A 14,748-nucleotide genomic window follows, 5' to 3' on the forward strand; every position below is an offset into this window, starting at 1 on the left:
GTGAAGAGCGGAAACAGATATTCCATCTATTTCCGCATCGGCCTTAACCGTAACGATATTCAACCCCAAAGGTACCGCGCGGGTAGGTCCACTCTTCCAAAACGGAATGGCGACATAGGATGCGACAGGTTCCGCACTCCAGGCAGCCGGCATAGTCAAAACGAATAGAGCCATCTTCCAGTTGCTTATACAGCCCGGCAGGGCAGGCAAGGGTCAGGGTACGAAATGCTGCCATATCAGGGTGTTCGCGAATAATGATATGTGGATGTCCCTCATCCACATGAAACTTATTCAGCCCCAGTTTCACGTCAATATTGACTGGTTCACTCATAGCGCAGTTCCTCCTTTAATACCGTCCTTAAACAGATTCAAATAGCCGACCTGTTTAGCATGTCGCATGATTTTTTTGCGTAACGGCTGTGGCGGTTGCCCGTCAATGGTGAACAGATCCGCCATGATGTTGGCGGCCATTTGCGGGTATTGGGTAAACATTCGTGGGTTATCCATCATGGCAGGCACTTTGCGGTAGTGACGCAAATCTTGCATTACCGACAGGTTTTCCAGATGTTGGGTATAGCTGCTTAACCCCTGAGCGCTGAAGTCGTTTTTGGCTTTGGCATCCAGTACGGCACGGGCTGCGGCTTCACCTGATGCAATGGCCAAATCCATACCGCGAATAGTAAAGCCAAGGTTGAGGCACATACCTGCGGTATCACCGGCGATCAGAACACCGTCACCAATCAGTTTTGGCATCATGTTGATACCGGCTTCCGGCACCACATGAGCGGCATACTCTATGGTTTTTCCCCCGGCGATCAGCGGTCGTACTGCCGGATGATGTTTAAAATCTTCCAGCATTTGCGGCACGGATTTGTTGGCCTGTTCAATGTGATGCAAACCATATACCAGCCCCAGAGAGATAGTATTGCGGTTGGTATACAGGAAGCCGCCACCCATTTGACCATCGGAAGGCGTACCGGCAAACAGCCAGGCGGCACCCTGATTACTTTCCAGACTAAAGCGCGCTTCCAGCAGATCTTGCGGTAGCTCAATCAGTTCTTTGACGCCAACGGCAACGGAAGCGGGAGACACGGGCTTCGCCATACCGATTTGCTCAGCCAGAATAGCGTTAACGCCTTCGGCGAGAATCACGGTATGGGCTTCCAGCACATCGCCATCTGCCTCAACGCCAATCACTTTACCGTCACGCTGAACCAGCTTATCGACGCGAATACCACAAATGAATTGAGCGCCGGCTTCTTCTGCCTGTGCCATTAGCCAGGGATCGAATTGAGCACGCAGTACCGAGTAGGAGTCTTTTAACGGCGTGGCATCACCGGAACGATGGTAATCAAGGGTTACGGCGCTGTCATCGGTGAGAAAAGAGATCTTCTCGTGGGTAATACGACGTTCAACAGGAGCCTGTTCGGCAAAGCCGGGAATAATACGCTCCAGACTGTGGGTATACAGCCGACCGCCGGTAACGTTTTTGGCTCCGGCATAGTTGCCGCGCTCAATAACCAATACGTTAGCACCTTCACGGGCCAGCACCAGTGCGCAAACGCAACCAGCCAGCCCGGCACCTACGATAATGGTATCAAAGATATCTTCGGACATAGTGTCTCCAGGTAGACGATAAAACGGCGCAGCATTAAATAGCTGCGCCGTTTCGTTAACGTTTTAACGCCTCAGTGAGCGCAGGAACGATCTTCATCAGATCGCCAACCAGACCATAGTCGGCATACTGGAAAATCGGTGCGTTTTTATCTTTGTTAATTGCCATGATGATTTGAGCACCATTGGCGCCAACCATATGCTGGATTTGACCGGAGATACCCAGTGCCAGATAGAGCTCGGGCTTGATCATAATGCCGGAAATACCAACATAACGTTCCCGCTCCATCCACTTTTCGTTTTCTGCTACCGGACGCGAACAACCCAGTTCGGCACCCATGGCATTGCTGAGGGCTTCTGCAATAGAGATATTTGCCTGATTACCAATACCACGGCCCACGCTGACCACCAGACGTGCTTTGCCCAGGTCGACGCTGTTACTTTGCTTAGCGTTACGGGATACGCAGGTAATTGGATTTTTCGGCGCAACAAACTCCAGCGGCGTGGCGCTACCGGTGCGGGCTGAGTCTTCCGTAGCGGCTTCAAACACCCCGCTGTTCAGGGTGGTTACGGCATAAGGTGTAGTAATTTGCTCTTTACCGAATGCCAGCCCGCCATACACCATATGGGTTGCTACTAAATGACCATCCTGCAACACCAGTTCGTTGGCGTCATTAACCACACCGGCAGCAAGTCGGGCACCCAGCCGTGCTGACAGCGCTTTACAGCGGCGAGTGGCGGGTAACAACACCAGAGCACTCGCACCTTGGCTCTTAATGGCTTGTACCAGAGTATCCGCATAGTCTTCGATAATACGATCTGCAGGAATGGTTCCTAAATCATAAGCGGCATCTGCTCCAAGGCGAAACGCCTGAGCCGACGGCTCGTTGCCTTGCACAATAACGCGGACGTTTTCGCCGAGCTGACGGGCAGCCCCCATCAGTTCTGGCAAACGGGATGCTGTATCGCTAAATACCCAAACAGTTGAAAATTTGCTCATGTCATCCCCTTATTAACCGATTACTTTACGCAGGTGTTCTGCAAATTCGGCGATTTGATCTTCGCCATCGCCTTCAATGATCACGCGGGCACGCGCTTTCTGTTGAGGGGCCAGTACGCTGAGTAATGTAGTGTAAGAACTCACATTGCCCAGACCTAAATCAGCGGATTGCCAGGCCTGAACCGGTTTTTTAGCCGCACCGAGAATCGCCTTCATTGACGGGATTTGTGGGGCGTTAATATCGGTAGACACTGCAACAACAGCGGGAAGATTGAGGGTTAAGGTTTCCACTTCATCTTCCAGAGTGCGTTCTACCTGAATTTGTGTGTCGGAAAGGTTGATGATGCGGCTAACGCCGTTAATGGCACTCACACCTAAGGCTTCACCCAGTAACAAGCCAACTTGCTGGGCATAAAGGTCAGCAGAGCCATCACCGCACAGAATCAGGTCGAAGCCAGATTTTTGTGCCGCTGCAGCCAGAGTAGCTGCTGTTTGATGGGGGAGGGCATTCTCCAGCCCCGGTTCAGAGACAACAATCAGCTCATCCGGGCCGCGTGACAGTACATCTTTACGCCCTTTAGGATTTGCCAATGCTTCACCACCGGTGCTCATGGCAACAATATGAATATCGCTATTTTGCTGTTTTAGTGCACAGGCAGCTTCAATGGCGTTAAGGTCGAATTGGCTGATTTTTGCATCTGTTTTACTGAGGTTCAGCGTGCCATCACCGTTAACGGTAATATCCTGCTCCTCGGGAATGAGTTTATAGCATGCAATTATTTTCATCACTTCTCCGATTAGGCAATATAATTTTCAATATTGTGAAGTATTTCCCAAATTAGAAAGTAAATACAAATTAAGGAAAATATAATATAACGGCATGTTTGAAGCCGTTTAAAAGTTTACGTGGTTATTAACAGTAAAATAGTTCACCAGATTTAATATGATTAATTAATATTCTATTTATCCATTCCTCAACATCAAATTATCCTGATGGCAATAGAAATACCATGATTCACCGGGTCAAAATAATACGTAGATCACCAATATTGAAAGTGTCACCTGTTCCTCTAACTCTTTTTTAGTAGTGTCTATTTTTTGTATTTGCATGATTTTAAATAATATTTTTTAGTTTAATACAGGGTGGCTTCTTTGGTGTTCATCCGTGAGGTGCTGAGATCAGGGACATGACTTGATTAAGATCACGGATTATTCAGCGTTCAAATTTCATTATAAACCTCATGTTAATTAGCTGAGATTTTTGCATTAAGGAATATGTTCTGAAATCTGTTTATATATTTAATGCGTTGCGTTATTGATTTTTTTGATTCTGAAGTTTAATTAAAAAGATAATTTCATGCCGGGGTGTGTTCATCTATTAAAAGGTGACATGGATAGTTTCTGTTTAGAAACGTAGCTCTCAATATTGCCATTGTGAGGAGAATATTTCATGGGGCAGATACAAAAATGAAAACTGAAAATGAAGCAGGTAAAAAGAAAACGGGAATAGAACCCAAAGTCTTTTTTCCTTCACTGATTATTGTCGCAATCCTTTGTTATCTGACGGTTCGCGATCTGGAGGCGTCAAACGCAGTAATTAATGCGGTATTTAACTACATTACTTACGAATGGGGATGGGCGTTTGAGTGGTACATGGTAGTGATGTTTGGCGGTTGGTTCTGGCTGATTTTTGGACCCTTTGCCCACCGCACTCTGGGGGATGAAAAGCCAGAATTTAGCACGCTAAGCTGGATTTTCATGATGTTCGCCTCCTGTACTTCTGCCGCGGTACTGTTCTGGGGTTCCATTGAGATTTATTACTACGTTTCCTCACCACCATTTGGGCTGGAACCATTCTCTACTCCGGCTAAAGAGTTAGGGCTGGCTTATAGCCTGTTCCACTGGGGGCCGTTGCCGTGGGCAACTTATAGCTTCCTGGCGGTGGCGTTTGGTTACTTCATGTTTGTAAGAAAAATCAATGTGATGCGCCCAAGCGGAACGCTGGTGCCGTTGCTGGGAGAAAAGCGCTGTAAAGGCTTCATTGGTACGATGGTGGATAACCTCTACTTAGTTGCGCTGATTCTGGCAATGGGAACCAGTCTGGGACTGGCGACACCGCTGGTCACCGAATGTATTCAGTACCTGTTTGGTATTCCACATACCCTGGAGTTGGATGCATTAATCATTGGCTGCTGGATTATATTTAATGCCGTTTGCGTTGCCTTTGGCCTGCAAAAAGGGATCAAGATTGCCAGTGACGTGCGCAACTATCTGAGCATTATCATTCTGGCCTGGGTCTTTATCATTGGTGCAACCAGCTTTACGGTGAACTATTTCACCGATTCGGTTGGGGTGCTGCTGATGAACGTGGGCCGCATGCTGTTTTATACCGATGCAATTAGCAAAAGTGGGTTCCCGCAGGGCTGGACGGTATTCTACTGGGCGTGGTGGATCGTTTACGGCATCCAGATGTGTATCTTCCTGGCGCGTATTTCCAAAGGACGTAGCGTTCGTCAGCTTTGTCTGGGAATGGTCGGCGGCCTGACGGCATCTACCTGGCTGTTATGGACCATTCTGGGCAGTAACACGCTGTCCCTGATCAATAACCAAATCATCGATATTCCTCAAATTATTGAACAGCACGGTGTGGCGAGGGCCATTATCCAAACCTGGGCTGCATTGCCGTTAAGTACGGTCACCATGTGGGCATTCTTTATTCTCTGCTTTATCGCCACGGTAACCCTGATTAATGCCTGCTCTTACACGCTGGCCATGTCGACCTGTAAAGAAGCCAACGGCTACGACGAGCCGCCAGTTTGGGTGCGTGTAGGCTGGTCGGTGCTGGTTGGGGTTATCGGCATCATCCTGTTGGCATTGGGTGGTCTTAAACCAATTCAGACAGCGATTATTGCCGGAGGATGTCCACTGTTCTTCGTCAACATAATGATAACCATATCTTTCCTCAAAGACGCCAAAGCGACTCATTGGAAATATTGATCTTTTAACACAGAAAATAGAAGAGGCCTTACCTATGGATTTTACATTGACCGATGAACAGGAACTGTTTGTTGCCGGTATTCGAGATTTGATGGCGCAGGAAAACTGGGAAGCCTACTTTGCCGAATGCGACCGTAACAGTGAATATCCTGAGCGCTTTGTCAGAGAGCTGGCAGAAATGGGACTTGATAGCCTGCTGTTGCCGGAAGAGCACGGCGGTCTGGATGCGGGATTTGTCACGCTGGCGGCGGTTTGGGCCGAACTGGGGCGCTTGGGAGCACCTACTTACGTGCTGTATCAGTTGCCGGGCGGTTTTAATACTGTGCTGCGTGAAGGTACTCAGGAACAAATCGATAAGATTATGGCGTTTCAGGGCACCGGTAAACAAATGTGGAACTCAGCCATTACCGAACCGGGCGCTGGTTCTGACGTAGGCAGTCTGCAAACTAACTACACCCGCAAGAATGGCAAAGTGTATCTCAACGGTAGCAAATGCTTTATCACCAGTAGTGCCTATACCCCTTATATCGTGGTAATGGCCCGGGATTCCGCTTCGCCAGATAAGCCAATTTACTCCGAGTGGTTTGTGGATATGAGCAAACCGGGCGTTAAAGCCTCCAAGCTGGAGAAGCTGGGCCTGAGAATGGATAGCTGCTGCGAAATCGTATTCGATAACGTTGAGCTGGAAGAGAAGGATATGTTTGGCCGGGAAGGCAACGGTTTTAACCGGGTGAAAGAAGAGTTCGACCATGAACGTTTTATTGTGGCGTTAACCAACTACGGTACCGCTTACTGCGCCTATGAAGATGCGGCTAAGTATGCGAATCAACGGGTACAGTTCGGTGAAACCATTGGTCGCTTCCAACTGATTCAGGAAAAGTTCGCCCATATGGCAATCAAACTGAACGCCATGAAAAACATGCTGTTTGAATCAGCCTGGAAAAGCGATAACGACCTGATGACCTCTGGTGATGCGGCAATGTGTAAATTCTATTGTGCTAATGCCGCTTTTGAAGTGGTGGATTCTGCCATGCAGGTGCTGGGTGGTATTGGTATCGCCGGGGATCATCGGGTAACGCGCTTCTGGCGTGATCTGCGGGTTGACCGTATTTCCGGTGGTTCTGATGAAATGCAGATTCTGACCCTGGGCCGTGCTGAACTGAAAAAGTATCGTTAATCACTCTCACCAGAGACAGGGATGCTTTAGATGAAGCACTAATCTGAAGCATTCCTGAACTGGTGCCATACAAAAGGCTAATAATTATGTCTGAACGGTTATCCATGCCCACATTCGGTCCACTTTCCGGTTTACGGGTAGTTTTTTCCGGAATTGAGATTGCCGGTCCCTTTGCCGGACAAATGTTTGCCGAGTGGGGAGCCGAAGTTATCTGGATCGAAAACGTCACCTATGGCGATACCATTCGTATTCAACCTAATTATCCTCAGCTCTCAAGGCGTAACCTGCACGCGTTGTCACTGAATATATTTAAAGATGAAGGGCGGGAAGCTTTTCTCAAGCTTATTGAAACGACGGATATCTTTATTGAGGCCAGCAAAGGACCGGCTTTTGCCCGTCGTGGTATTACCGATGAAGTGCTGTGGGAACATAACGAAAAGCTGGTGATTGCTCACCTCTCTGGTTTTGGTCAGTACGGTACGCCGGAATATACCAATCTTGCTGCTTATAACACCATTGCTCAGGCTTTTAGCGGTTATCTGATTCAAAATGGTGATAAAGATCAACCGATGCCGGCTTTCCCTTATACGGCGGACTATTTCTCTGGTATGACGGTAACCACAGCAACATTGGCGGCCTTGCATAAGGTGCGCGAGACCGGCGTTGGTGAAAGTATCGACGTAGCAATGTATGAAGTGATGTTGCGTATGGGCCAGTACTTCATGATGGACTATTTTAACGGCGGCGAAATCTGCCCGCGAATGACCAAAGGTAAAGATCCGTATTATACCGGCTGTGGCCTGTATAAATGCCAGGATGGCTACATTGTTATGGAGCTGGTGGGTGTGAATCAAATTCAGGAAATGTTCAAGGATATGGGGATTGATGACCTGTGGGGAACGCCTGACATTCCGGAAGATACTCAACTGATTCACCGTATCGAGTGCCCTAAAGGCCAGTTTGTTGAAGATAAACTGGACGAGTATCTGGCTGAAAGGCCAATTGCTCAGGTGCTGGCTCGCTTTGCTGAACTGAAGATAGCATCGACTAAAGTGCTTACCATTCCTGAGTTGGAAGGTAATCCACAGTATGTTGCCCGTGAATCTATCACCCACTGGCAAACCATTGATGGCCAGGACTGCAAAGGGCCAAACGTCATGCCTAAGTTTAAGAACAATCCGGGGCAAATTTGGCGCGGTATGCCAACCCTGGGAATGGACACCGCCGCTATTTTAGCCAACGTTGGCTACAGTGAGGCGGAAATCCAGCAGCTGGTAACTAAGGGGCTGGCCAAGGTGGGGTAACCGCTTTAGTTATGCATTGGATAATATTTTTGCCGTCATTTGCACCCCGCCAACCGTGCAGCGATATTGGGTAGGTATGGAATGGATATAGTAGGTAGACAAGATTTACGTCAAATGTGGGATGACCTTGCAGAACTGCACGGCGATAAAACTGCATTGATTGTAGAGAATCTTCAGGGGCTGGCGCTGGAATATAGCTACCAACAGTTGAATGAGGAGATTAATCGTACCGCTAATCTCTTTCATTCACTTGGCGTGGCTAAAGGCGACAAGATAGCGCTACATCTCAATAACTGTGCTGAGTTTTTCTTTTGCTGGTTTGGTTTAGCGAAAATCGGAGCGGTGATGGTGCCGGTTAACGCTAATCTGCTAAAAAATGAGAGTGCCTATATTGTTAACCAGTGTGAAGCTTCGATGGTGGTAACCAGCAGGGAATTTTTTGCCATGTATCAGGAGATTCAACAGGAGGCGCTGGCGCCCATACAGCAGCTGATGTTGATCAACCCGATGGCAGAAGATAAGTTTTCATCTGATGTACTGGACTTTCATCGTCTGCAGCAGGTTCAACCCCGCCATTTGATGCATTGGGAAGATCTCGATGTTGAAGATACGGCAGAAATCTTGTTTACCTCCGGTACAACTTCGCGTCCCAAGGGGGTAGTGATCACTCACTATAACCTGAGGTTTGCTGGTTACTATACCTCCTGGCAGTGTGCATTGCGTAAGGATGATGTCTATCTGACGCCGATGCCAGCCTTTCATATTGACTGTCAGTGTACGGCGGCGATGGCAGCTTTTTCGGCGGGAGCCACTTTTGTACTGTTGGAAAAATTCAGTGCACGTACTTTTTGGGCTCAGGTATGCAAATACCGGGCAACCGTGACCGAATGTATACCACTGATGATCAAAACTCTGATGATGCAACCGCAAATGCCTTGGGAAAAACAGCACTGCCTGCGTGAAGTGCTGTTTTATCTCAATATCTCCGATCGGGAAAAAGATGCCTTTGTGCAGCGTTTTGGCGTTCGGTTATTTACCTCTTATGGAATGACAGAGACCATCGTTGGTGCCATTGGCGATCGCCCCGGAGATAAGCGCCGCTGGCCATCTATTGGTCGTGCCGGATTTGGTTATGAAATACAGATCCGCGATCGGGATGGAACCCTGCTGGAGGCTAATGTCACCGGAGAAATTTGTATTAAAGGTATTCCCGGCAAAACCCTGTTTAAAGAGTACTACCGCATGCCTGAAGAGACAGCCAAAGCACTGAGTGCCGACGGCTGGTTGCGTACCGGTGATTATGGCTATGTAGATAATGAAGGCTTTTTCTATTTCGTTGAACGTAGCTGCAACATGATCAAACGTAGTGGGGAGAATATTTCCTGCGTTGAGCTGGAGAATATTATTTCCACCCACCCAAAAATCATGGACGTCACGGTAATTGGCCTGAAAGACTCAATTCGGGATGAGGCGATTAAAGCTTTCGTGGTGCTCAACGAAGGGGAAACCATCACTGAAGAAGAGTTTTTCTCGTTTTGTGAAAGCCATATGGCCAAATTTAAAGTGCCATCCTTTCTGGAGATCAGGAAGAATTTACCAAGAAGCTGCTCGGGGAAAATTATTAAAAAAGGTCTGCACTGAGTTTGTTGAAGAAATAATAAACAGAGCGTTCATACGACATGATTATTCATGATAATGCCGTATTGGTTTGCTGCGCTCGATTATCAGCTCAGTGAGGTTATTAATTGCCAGTCAATGGAGTATTAATATGAGCGAATCGTTACATGTAAGCCGGAATGGTCACATTCTGGAGATTATATTAGACAGGCCCAAAGCTAACGCTATCGATGCGAAAACCAGTTTTGAAATGGGTGACGTATTTATTAAGTTTCGTGACGACCCTGAGCTGCGGGTAGCGATTATTGTTGGTGCTGGTGAGCGTTTCTTCTCTGCCGGCTGGGATTTAAAAGCCGCAGCGGAAGGGGAAGCCCCGGATGCCGATTTTGGCCCGGGCGGATTTGCCGGGCTGACGGAGCTTTTCAATCTGGATAAGCCAGTGATTGCGGCAGTAAACGGCTATGCCTTTGGCGGTGGTTTTGAACTGGCGCTGGCGGCAGATATGATCGTTTGTTCTCAAAATGCCAGTTTTGCAGTACCGGAAACTAAACTGGGTATCGTACCCGACAGCGGCGGTATGCTGCGCTTGCCTAAAATACTCCCTCCAGCCATCGCGAATGAAATGATGATGACAGGACGTCAAATGGGTGCTGAGGAAGCGTTGCGTTGGGGAATTGTTAATCGGGTAGTAGAAAGCGGGCAGTTAATGGACACGGCTCGTGAGCTGGCTCATCAACTGGCGCTCAGTGCTCCGTTAGCGGTGGCGGCAATTAAAGAAATCTATCGCGAAACCGGTGAAATGTCGGTGGAAGAGGGGTATCGTTATATCCGTAGCGGCAAGCTGAAAAATTATCCGTCAGTGCTTCATTCAGAAGATGCGCTGGAAGGGCCAAAAGCCTTTGCAGAGAAGCGCGATCCGGTATGGAAAGGGAAGTAAGTCAGAAGTCAGAAAGTGATTTGCCAACAGGATATACATGAAATGCGTATCCTGTTGGTGAAAGCTGAATTGACAGAAAATTGCCAACCCTTAGCGGTTGGCGTTTTTCATAATCCGCGCTTTATTTAACTGCCATTCGCGATCTTTAATATCGGTACGCTTATCGTGCAGTTGCTTACCTTTTGCCACACCGATTTTGATTTTGCTCCAGGCGTTTTTCCAATACATGGAAAGGGCAACAATGGTGTAACCATCACGATTTGCCAGACCAAACAGCTTATCAAGCTCTCTTCTGTTTAACAGAAGTTTGCGGGTGCGGGTTGGGTCACAAACAATATGTGATGAGGCAACGTTAAGTGGGATAATAGTGGCGCCAAACAAATAGGCTTCACCGTCACGGAATACCACATAGCTGTCGCTGATATTTGCTTTGCCTGCGCGCATGGATTTGACTTCCCAGCCTTGCAGGGCTAAACCCGCCTCGATCTCTTCTTCAATGAAGTATTCGTGACGTGCTCGTTTGTTCATCGCAATGGTTGCGGAACCGGGTTTGTATGCTTTTTTCTTTGTCATAATGTTTTTATTATACTTAATGCTGATTTGAAAGATATCCCCTAAGCCCTCTGCTCAGGTAATTTTCTTCCATTGCGTTTTATTATATCGGTGTATTAGCCGGATGATTGGTTATGGTTGACTTTTTTACAGAGAAAAGAGACGGGTAATAAGGTTTTTTGGTCACAATCCGGTTAGATGATATGATTTGCGCCGTTAAAATTTTTCTCGCTTTTAAGATCCATTGATTAGGAAATGTTATGCAGCGTATCAAACGTTCGGCACTGGTCAATTATAGCGCCGGGCAAATGTATAAACTGGCTAACGATGTTCTTTCTTACCCGAAGTTTTTACCGGGTTGTGTGAGCAGCCGCATACTTGAGCAGACAGAAAATACCATGACGGCATCTATTGATGTCGCGAAAGTGGGAATTCGTAAAACCTTTACCACCAGTAATCAAATGGTGGAAGACTCCATTATTGATATGAAGCTGGTGGATGGGCCATTTCGCACCTTACAGGGCGGCTGGTTGTTTACGCCTCTGGGGGATGATGCCTGTCGCATTGAGTTTAATCTTGAGTTTGAATTTAGCAGTAAGCTGATTGAAATTGCTTTTGGTCGAATTTTTCAGGATTTAGCGCAAAACATGGTGCAGGCTTTCACTCGCAGGGCGAAAGAGGTTTACGGTGTCTGACATTCATATCGAAGTGGTCTATGCCTTACCTGAGCAGCAATACGTTAGAAATCTGATGATAGAAGAAGGAAGTAGCGTAGAGCAGGCGATTATTGCCTCCGGTATTCTGGAAATGCGTAAAGAAATCGATCTGAAGGTGAATAAGGTCGGCATTTTTAGTCGGGGAGCTAAATTAAGCGATCCGGTTCATGATGGCGATCGGGTTGAAATCTATCGTCCATTGACTGCAGACCCTAAAGAGTTGCGTCGGATGCGGGCGGAACGTTCAAAAAAATAAGACGCCATTAGGCATCAATAAATATTTCGACCGTAAAAATATGTGATTAAAATTACATTGAGTGCAGACAAAACCGCCGTACTCAGCTATGGAGTGCGTCGGGCCTAGGCTGCCTACGGGCACTTCGTTGGCTTACGCCAAGTCGACCCCCACGGCACCCTCTCCCTCCGATTGGATTATGTTTAGTCATAAAATTGAACTATCAGGATTTTTTTATCAGTATAAAAAATAAGACGCCAAATGGCGTCTTATTTATGTCATTCGTTTTAGTAACTGATTGGTGTTACTTAGTTTTCTTGCTTCATCATTGAAGTATCGTTGGAGATACCGCTTAGTGAACCGCCACCGTCAAACGTTAGGGTTAACGTTTGTTGTGTCACGTCCTGGTGTCCTGGCTGCTGGCGGAAGACATAAAACCAGGTATCGGAACCAAATGGGTCCTGCAACATCGGTGTGCCTAGAATATAAGCCACCTGCTGCTTGGTCATGCCTTTTTGCAGTTTGGAGACGTCAGCTGGCGTTAAGAAATTACCCTGATTAATATCCGGACGGTAAACTACTTTCTCTAAAGTAGAACAACCGGTTACCAGAATTCCAAGAGCCACCACAGCGGCAGTCAGCAATTTGCAGCGCATAATAGTACTTTCCTTTAGAACATAGGCTGTCGATGATAATAGACCTTGCGACATTTGGAAACCTTTACTGGTTGTTTATCGAGGTCATTTAATAAAATTCTATCTGCAAATCTGTTCTTATGCTTCAGATATGTGCTGATTCGACCCCAATTATCACAAAAAGTTGAGCCGCATTAAAACTTTTGTTGTTAATGCGGCTCTTTTTATCGGTGGTTACTATCACTTAATGGTCGTTTCACTCTCAGGTTTTACTCTCAGATCGTCATCAGGCAGCCAGAAGTTCTTTGGCGTTTGCCAGAGTGTTACGGGTGATTTCGCTGCCGCCCAGTAAGCGGGCCAGTTCTTGCAGGCGGGCATTTTTGTCCAGCAGCAACATCTGGGTTTCGGTCTCTTCGCCATCGGTTTGTTTGCTGACATAGAAGTGTTGATGGCCATTACCGGCAACTTGAGGTAAATGCGTTACGCACATAACCTGAGTGGATTCACCCAACTGACGTAGCAGCTTACCGACGATAGCGGCAGTTGGTCCGCTGATACCTACATCCACTTCATCAAATATTAGCGCCGGGGTATCCATCTTCCGGGCGGTAATCACCTGAACCGCTAAAGCGATACGTGATAGTTCACCGCCGGAAGCGACTTTAGACAACCCTTGCAGCGGCTGCCCCGGGTTAGTGCTGACACGGAAATCAACCCGATCGGCACCTTCGGTATTCAGATGCTCAGGCTGCCATTCCACACCAATAACCAATTGGCCATGCGGCATTGCCAGTGAGTGCATACTGTCAGTGATCATAGTGGACAGTTCTGCTGCATAGTGAGCGCGTTGAACGTGCAGACGTTTAGCCACTTCCAGCGCCTGTTTATGATGCTGGGCAACCGCTTCGGTTAGTGCTTCGTAGTCATCTCCCTGGCGGTTAATTTGCTGCTGTTCATCTAGCAGTTGCTGGTGGATCTCGGGCAGTTGTTCTGGGGAAATATGGTGTTTACGCGCTAAAGCTAACTGGCGAGACAGGCGCTGCTCCAGTTCATACAGGCGTACCGGGTCCATATCCATTCGTTCGGAATAGTGGCGAAGCTCTTCGCTGGTTTCGCTAACTTGAATAGACGCTTCTTCTAACATGGTCAGTAAGCCAGCCATTTTTTCATCAATGGAGGAAAGCTCTTGCAGGCTATGTTTTGCGTGGTTCAGCAGGCTGAGTACGTTCTGTTCTTCGTTTTCAGCCAGTACCTGTAAAGCATCCTGACTTAGCGAGAGCAACTGGCCACTGTTAGCCAGACGTTTGTACTCTTCATCAATCTGTTCATATTCGCCAGCCAGAGGGGCAAATTCATTCAGCTCTTTTAGTTGATACTGTAATAGCTGCTGGCGGGACTCATGTTCAAGACTCTGCTGTTGAAATTGTGCCAGTTGAGCACAACTCTGATGCCAGCATTGATACGCCTGTTGCATCTCGGTTGCCAGTTCAGTCTGGTGCATATAAGCATCCAGCAGGTGTTTTTGGTGTTCAGGTTTTAACAGTAGCTGGTGGGCATGTTGACCATGAATTTGAATCAGTAACTGTCCCAACTCACGCAGTTGGGAAACTGGAACGGCGGTACCGTTAATAAAGCCACGGGAACGACCATCAGCACTAATTACCCGTCGCAACAGGCACTCTTGCTGATCGTCTAACTGATTATCTTCCAGCCATTGGCGAGCTGCCGGGGTATCTTTCAGGGAGAAGCGGGCGCAAATATCTGCCCGGTTGGCACCGTTACGTACCATTGCCGCTTCGGAACGGCTACCCAGACATAAGCCTAATGCATCAATAGCAATAGACTTACCGGCACCGGTTTCACCGGTAATGGCAGTCATACCTGACTGAAAATCAATTTCCAGCTCGCGAACAATGGCAAAATTACTAATGGTTAACTGTGCCAGCATGATTATCTTCCTGTAT

At 47.5% G+C, this 14,748-nt stretch carries 14 protein-coding genes; 7 read left to right on the top strand and 7 right to left on the bottom strand.

Annotated elements, in window-relative coordinates; translation table 11 throughout:
• Positions 1 to 43 precede the first annotated feature (43 nt).
• From GOL65_RS16100 to fixA, 4 genes are read right to left on the bottom strand one after another with little or no spacing between them, the layout of a single operon-like run.
• On the bottom strand, positions 44 to 331 hold the full coding sequence (locus tag GOL65_RS16100) for a 4Fe-4S dicluster domain-containing protein (protein WP_140921371.1): 288 nt from the start codon (positions 329 to 331) through the stop codon (positions 44 to 46).
• Positions 328 to 1,617, bottom strand: a complete 1,290-nt coding sequence (fixC, locus tag GOL65_RS16105) for an FAD-dependent oxidoreductase FixC (protein ID WP_140921372.1) — start codon at positions 1,615 to 1,617, stop codon at positions 328 to 330. The genes GOL65_RS16100 and fixC overlap by 4 nt, the downstream gene beginning before the upstream one ends.
• A 55-nt stretch (positions 1,618 to 1,672) precedes the next feature.
• Positions 1,673 to 2,614 (bottom strand): FAD-binding protein, encoded by a 942-nt coding sequence (locus GOL65_RS16110; protein ID WP_140921373.1) that lies wholly within the window; start codon positions 2,612 to 2,614, stop codon positions 1,673 to 1,675.
• A 12-nt stretch (positions 2,615 to 2,626) separates the two neighbouring features.
• Positions 2,627 to 3,400 carry a putative electron transfer flavoprotein FixA gene (fixA, locus tag GOL65_RS16115; RefSeq protein WP_140921374.1) on the bottom strand — a complete coding sequence of 258 codons (774 nt, stop codon included), beginning with the start codon at positions 3,398 to 3,400 and terminating at the stop codon, positions 2,627 to 2,629.
• A gap of 681 nt (positions 3,401 to 4,081) precedes the next feature.
• On the opposite strand from fixA, the gene caiT reads away from it, so the two are divergent.
• The 5 genes from caiT (at position 4,082) to caiD (ending at position 10,646) form a co-directional block, all read left to right on the top strand.
• Entirely contained in the window at positions 4,082 to 5,611 is a 1,530-nt protein-coding gene (gene caiT, locus GOL65_RS16120) for an L-carnitine/gamma-butyrobetaine antiporter (RefSeq protein ID WP_140921375.1), read from the top strand.
• Positions 5,612 to 5,645: 34 nt separating this feature from the next.
• A complete protein-coding gene (caiA, locus tag GOL65_RS16125; RefSeq protein WP_140921376.1) occupies positions 5,646 to 6,788 on the top strand; it encodes a crotonobetainyl-CoA dehydrogenase in 1,143 nt (380 codons plus the stop codon).
• Between the two features lie 86 nt (positions 6,789 to 6,874).
• Complete coding sequence (caiB, locus tag GOL65_RS16130; protein ID WP_140921377.1) at positions 6,875 to 8,092, top strand: L-carnitine CoA-transferase; 1,218 nt, start codon at positions 6,875 to 6,877, stop codon at positions 8,090 to 8,092.
• Between the two features lie 81 nt (positions 8,093 to 8,173).
• Entirely contained in the window at positions 8,174 to 9,733 is a 1,560-nt protein-coding gene (caiC, locus tag GOL65_RS16135; RefSeq protein ID WP_140921378.1) for a crotonobetaine/carnitine-CoA ligase, read from the top strand.
• Between the two features lie 127 nt (positions 9,734 to 9,860).
• Positions 9,861 to 10,646, top strand: a complete 786-nt coding sequence (gene caiD / locus GOL65_RS16140) for a crotonobetainyl-CoA hydratase (protein WP_140921379.1) — start codon at positions 9,861 to 9,863, stop codon at positions 10,644 to 10,646.
• Between the two features lie 90 nt (positions 10,647 to 10,736).
• Here caiD and smpB read toward each other — a convergent pair whose 3' ends face one another.
• Positions 10,737 to 11,219 (bottom strand): SsrA-binding protein SmpB, encoded by a 483-nt coding sequence (smpB, locus tag GOL65_RS16145; RefSeq protein ID WP_140921380.1) that lies wholly within the window; start codon positions 11,217 to 11,219, stop codon positions 10,737 to 10,739.
• A gap of 239 nt (positions 11,220 to 11,458) precedes the next feature.
• On the opposite strand from smpB, the gene GOL65_RS16150 reads away from it, so the two are divergent.
• Together GOL65_RS16150 and GOL65_RS16155 are read left to right on the top strand one after the other, a co-directional pair.
• Positions 11,459 to 11,893 carry an SRPBCC family protein gene (locus GOL65_RS16150; protein ID WP_140921381.1) on the top strand — a complete coding sequence of 145 codons (435 nt, stop codon included), beginning with the start codon at positions 11,459 to 11,461 and terminating at the stop codon, positions 11,891 to 11,893.
• Positions 11,886 to 12,170 carry an RnfH family protein gene (locus GOL65_RS16155; RefSeq protein WP_140921382.1) on the top strand — a complete coding sequence of 95 codons (285 nt, stop codon included), beginning with the start codon at positions 11,886 to 11,888 and terminating at the stop codon, positions 12,168 to 12,170. The genes GOL65_RS16150 and GOL65_RS16155 overlap by 8 nt, the downstream gene beginning before the upstream one ends.
• A 287-nt stretch (positions 12,171 to 12,457) precedes the next feature.
• On the opposite strand, the gene bamE is transcribed toward GOL65_RS16155, so the two are convergent.
• Both bamE and recN read right to left on the bottom strand, forming a co-directional pair.
• The gene (gene bamE / locus GOL65_RS16160; protein WP_140921383.1) at positions 12,458 to 12,805 is read right to left on the bottom strand and encodes an outer membrane protein assembly factor BamE; all 348 of its coding nucleotides are present in this window, start codon (positions 12,803 to 12,805) and stop codon (positions 12,458 to 12,460) included.
• A 265-nt stretch (positions 12,806 to 13,070) separates the two neighbouring features.
• A complete protein-coding gene (recN, locus tag GOL65_RS16165) occupies positions 13,071 to 14,732 on the bottom strand; it encodes a DNA repair protein RecN (protein WP_140921384.1) in 1,662 nt (553 codons plus the stop codon).
• Positions 14,733 to 14,748: the final 16 nt, after the last annotated feature.

It is taken from the genome of Limnobaculum xujianqingii (assembly GCF_013394855.1).
GTDB classification, from domain to species: domain Bacteria; phylum Pseudomonadota; class Gammaproteobacteria; order Enterobacterales; family Enterobacteriaceae; genus Limnobaculum; species Limnobaculum xujianqingii.

Excerpts from the sequence above, each read along its gene's own strand:
- GOL65_RS16100 (WP_140921371.1), bottom strand. The coding sequence starts at position 331 with ATGAGTGAACCAGTCAATATTGACGTGAAACTGGGGCTGAATAAGTTT.
- fixA (WP_140921374.1), bottom strand. The coding sequence starts at position 3,400 with ATGAAAATAATTGCATGCTATAAACTCATTCCCGAGGAGCAGGATATT.
- GOL65_RS16110 (WP_140921373.1), bottom strand. The coding sequence starts at position 2,614 with ATGAGCAAATTTTCAACTGTTTGGGTATTTAGCGATACAGCATCCCGT.
- caiD (WP_140921379.1), top strand. The coding sequence starts at position 9,861 with ATGAGCGAATCGTTACATGTAAGCCGGAATGGTCACATTCTGGAGATT.
- caiB (WP_140921377.1), top strand. The coding sequence starts at position 6,875 with ATGTCTGAACGGTTATCCATGCCCACATTCGGTCCACTTTCCGGTTTA.
- caiC (WP_140921378.1), top strand. The coding sequence starts at position 8,174 with ATGGATATAGTAGGTAGACAAGATTTACGTCAAATGTGGGATGACCTT.
- bamE (WP_140921383.1), bottom strand. The coding sequence starts at position 12,805 with ATGCGCTGCAAATTGCTGACTGCCGCTGTGGTGGCTCTTGGAATTCTG.
- caiT (WP_140921375.1), top strand. The coding sequence starts at position 4,082 with ATGAAAACTGAAAATGAAGCAGGTAAAAAGAAAACGGGAATAGAACCC.
- fixC (WP_140921372.1), bottom strand. The coding sequence starts at position 1,617 with ATGTCCGAAGATATCTTTGATACCATTATCGTAGGTGCCGGGCTGGCT.
- caiA (WP_140921376.1), top strand. The coding sequence starts at position 5,646 with ATGGATTTTACATTGACCGATGAACAGGAACTGTTTGTTGCCGGTATT.
- GOL65_RS16150 (WP_140921381.1), top strand. The coding sequence starts at position 11,459 with ATGCAGCGTATCAAACGTTCGGCACTGGTCAATTATAGCGCCGGGCAA.
- smpB (WP_140921380.1), bottom strand. The coding sequence starts at position 11,219 with ATGACAAAGAAAAAAGCATACAAACCCGGTTCCGCAACCATTGCGATG.
- recN (WP_140921384.1), bottom strand. The coding sequence starts at position 14,732 with ATGCTGGCACAGTTAACCATTAGTAATTTTGCCATTGTTCGCGAGCTG.